The sequence below is a fragment of the Dietzia sp. SLG310A2-38A2 genome (assembly GCF_014145095.1).
Taxonomy (GTDB): domain Bacteria; phylum Actinomycetota; class Actinomycetes; order Mycobacteriales; family Mycobacteriaceae; genus Dietzia.
The window spans coordinates 1-2,676 of record NZ_JAALDX010000487.1; the positions used below are offsets into that span (position 1 = coordinate 1).

General features: G+C 70.1%; 3 protein-coding genes. All 3 read left to right on the forward strand.

Annotated features, from left to right (window positions below):
- The coding region (locus G6027_RS15775) for an NADH-quinone oxidoreductase subunit C (protein ID WP_182637990.1) at nucleotides 1–659 on the forward strand (659 nt) is incomplete at its 5' end.
- Complete coding sequence (gene nuoD, locus G6027_RS15780) at nucleotides 659–2,023, forward strand: NADH dehydrogenase (quinone) subunit D (protein ID WP_241727189.1); 1,365 nt, start codon at nucleotides 659–661, stop codon at nucleotides 2,021–2,023. The genes G6027_RS15775 and nuoD, both read left to right, overlap by 1 nt.
- Nucleotides 2,020–2,676, forward strand: a 657-nt coding sequence (nuoE, locus tag G6027_RS15785) for an NADH-quinone oxidoreductase subunit NuoE (RefSeq protein WP_182637991.1), incomplete at its 3' end; no start/stop codon positions are given. The genes nuoD and nuoE, both read left to right, overlap by 4 nt.

Here is a 2,676-nt window from a genome sequence, read left to right on the forward strand (position 1 = left end):
CCACCGTCGGGGTCCGCCACGGCATGTTCGGGGTGCGCGGCTCCGGGGACACCTCCGGGTTCGGCGGGCTCGTGCGCCCCGTCGAGATGCCGGGCGGTACCCGGCCGTCCGACGGAGGGGACGACGACGAGGTGGTCGCCGCGCTCACCGCCGCACTGGCATCGCGGGGCGGACCGACCTTCGACGAGGCGGTGGAGAGCGTCGTGGTGCACGGAGGGCAGCTGACCCTGCACCTCCGGCGCCGCCACCTGCCGACGGTCGCACTGACGCTCCGGGACGATCCCACACTCCGCTTCGAGATGTCGCTCGGGGCGAGCGGGGTGCACTACCCCGACGCCGCGGGCCACGAGCTCCACGTGGTGTACCCGCTCCAGTCGATCACCCACAACCGCCGGCTGCTGCTGGAGGTGTCGGCCCCAGATTCCGATCCGCACATCCCGTCCCTGACCAGGATCTACCCGACCACCGACTGGCACGAGCGGGAGACCTACGACTTCTTCGGTGTCCAGTTCGACGGACACCCCTCGCTCACCCGCATCCAGATGCCGGACGACTGGGAGGGCCACCCGCAGCGCAAGGACTACCCGCTCGGCGGGATCCCCGTGCAGTACAAGGGCGCCACCATCCCGCCCCCCGACCAGCGGAGGGCCTACAGCTGATGGCCGACCACACCTCGTCGGCCCGCGGCCGCTCAGACCGAACCGGCTCTGCTCGAACCGGCTCCGCCCGGACCGACTCCGACACCGTCCTCACCGCGACCGGGCAGGACTGGGAGGCGATCAGCGACGCGGCGCGAAATGCCGACGACGACCGCATCGTCGTCAACATGGGCCCCCAGCACCCGTCCACACACGGGGTGCTGCGGCTGATCCTCGAGATCGAGGGCGAGACCGTCACCCGGGCGAGCTGCGGGATCGGCTACCTGCACACCGGCATCGAGAAGAACCTCGAGTACCGCTACTGGACCCAGGGCGTCACCTTTGTCACCCGGATGGACTACCTCTCGCCGTTCTTCAACGAGGTCGCCTACTGCCTCGGGGTGGAGCGGTTGCTCGGGATCACCGACCAGATCCCGGAGCGGGCCTCGGTCATCCGGGTGATGCTCATGGAGCTCAACCGGATCTCCTCCCACATGGTCGCGCTCGCCACCGGCGCCCTGGAGCTCGGCGCCAGTACCCCCATGCTGTTCGGGTTCCGCGAGCGGGAACTGGTCCTGGACGTCTTCGAGGTCATCACCGGTTTGCGGATGAACCACGCCTACGTCCGGCCCGGCGGGGTGGTCCAGGACCTGCCCAACGAGGCGGTGCCCAAGGTCCGCGAGCTCCTGGACGTGATGCCCGGGCGCATCCGCGAGATGGAACTCCTCCTGCGCCAGAACCCGATCTGGAAGATGCGGCTCGAGGGCGTGGGATACCTCGACCTCACCGGCTGCATCGCTCTCGGCGTGACCGGACCGGTGCTCCGGGCCAGCGGGCTGCCCCACGACGTGCGCCGGACCGATCCGTACTGCGGGTACGAGACCTACGAGTTCGACGTGGTGACCGGGTCGGGCAGCGACTGCTACGACCGGTTCGTCATCCGTGTGGACGAGATGAAGGAGTCGCTGAAGATCGTCGAACAGTGCCTGGACCGGCTCGAACCCGGCCCGGTGATGGTGGACGACCCCAAGATCGCGTGGCCCGCCCAGCTCAAGGTGGGGCCCGACGGCCTGGGCAACTCCGCCGAGCACGTCCGCCACATCATGGACAGCTCGATGGAGGCGCTCATCCATCACTTCAAGCTGGTCACCGAGGGGTTCGCGGTACCCCCGGGACAGGTGTACGTGCCGGTCGAGTCGCCCCGCGGCGAGCTGGGAGTGCACATGGTCTCGGACGGCGGCACCCGCCCGTACCGCGTCCACTACCGCGACCCGTCGTTCACCAACCTGCAGGCGGTGGCCGCGATGTGCGAGGGCGGGATGCTCGCCGACGTGATCGCCGCCGTCGCCAGCATCGACCCGGTGATGGGGGGTGTGGACCGATGAGCGGTGAGCCGGTCTTCCTCCAGTTCGGTCAGAAGCCAGACGAACCGGGCGCGATCGTCCATCCGGGCGCGCGGCGGGCATACCCGGACGAGGTCCGGGAGCGGTTGTCCGCCGATGCCGCCGTGATCGTGGCCCGCTACCCGCAGGACAGGTCGGCGCTGCTCCCGCTGCTGCACCTCGTGCAGGCGGAGGACGGGCACATCACCCCGGCCGGCATCGAGTTCTGCGCCCGGGTGCTCGACCTGACAGCCGCCGAGGTGATGGCGGTGGCGACGTTCTACTCCATGTACCGCCGCACGCCGACGGGCGACTACCTGGTGGGGGTGTGCACCAACACGCTCTGCGCGGTGATGGGCGGCGACGAGATCCTGGCCTCTCTCGCCGAACACCTGGACCTCGACGGCCCCGGCACCACGGACGACGGCCGGGTGACCCTGGAGCACATCGAGTGCAACGCCGCCTGCGACTACGCCCCGGTGGTGATGGTCAACTGGGAGTTCTTCGACGATCAGACCCCCGTCTCGGCCCGGCGGGTGGTCGATGACCTGCGGGCCGGGCGGCCGGTGACCCCCACCCGCGGTGCCCCGCTGTGCACCTTCCGCGAGACCGCCCGCATCCTCGCGGGCTTCCCGGACGAGCGCCCCGGCGCCAAC

Coding starts and splice junctions, on each gene's coding strand:
- nuoD (WP_241727189.1), top strand. CDS start 659: ATGGCCGACCACACCTCGTCGGCCCGCGGCCGCTCAGACCGAACCGGC.